The sequence below is a fragment of the Peribacillus sp. SIMBA_075 genome (assembly GCF_046534585.1).
Genome location: NZ_JAWRYN010000169.1, coordinates 1 through 395, shown reverse-complemented (window position 1 = coordinate 395; position 395 = coordinate 1). Strand labels below are relative to the sequence as shown.

The 395-nt window shown below is 47.3% G+C and carries 1 protein-coding gene; it reads right to left on the bottom strand.

The features are described 5' to 3' along the window. Positions 1 to 395: DAK2 domain-containing protein (locus tag SB775_RS27660; protein WP_410864336.1), on the bottom strand; the 395-nt coding region annotated here is incomplete at both ends.

The following is a 395-nucleotide window of genomic DNA, read 5'->3' as shown; positions in this document are numbered from 1 at the left end:
CCTGCATCTGGATAGCCTAAGCTTCTTTCACCAACTGTACCAGCGCGGCCCATACGAGCTACGATTTCTTTCGTATACTCTGCTCCTTTAACCGCTGCTTCTGCTCCTTTTTCAAAGGCAGTTTTCACGTCTACTTCGTTTGAAGCGCTAGCTAACCAAGAATCTACACATGGAGCAAGTGCATCAACAAGTGTTTTATCACCAACTACCGCTCCTCTACCGAACGATCTTTCACCGATAGATTGTATGCCTTGAAGTGCCGCTTGCAATATTTCAGCGAACTCTTTGGCTGTTAACTCACGTTTTTCGCCTGCTGCTTTACTAGCTGCGCGGAATGCACCGCCCCAAATTGGACCAGAAGCGCCGCCGCAATGTTCCATAATAATCATTGAACA